At 48.2% G+C, this 255-nt stretch carries 1 pseudogene; it reads right to left on the minus strand.

What is annotated here, in order from left to right:
- Nucleotides 1–255: pseudogene (locus R7190_RS28565) on the minus strand (PAS domain-containing protein); the annotation flags it as partial.

A 255-nucleotide genomic window follows, 5' to 3' on the forward strand; every position in this document is an offset into this window, starting at 1 on the left:
TCTATTTTGCGCATTTCAACCAATAGCATGAGCTGTCGTTGCCAAGTGATTGGACTTACTGTGACTTCCAGCATTAGCGGACGCCCATCGACGACAAATGTCACGTCACTGTCGGTAATGCTTTGGCCACTTTGTAATGGCTGAGTCAGTAAGGCCAAGTCCAACGATGCATGCTGAATCAGTTGAGAAAGCGATTGTTCGACAATGCGCTTAGCGCTTTGCGAAAACAACAGCTCAGCGGCTGGATTGGCATAG

It is taken from the genome of Vibrio sp. 1078-1 (genome assembly GCF_033340475.1).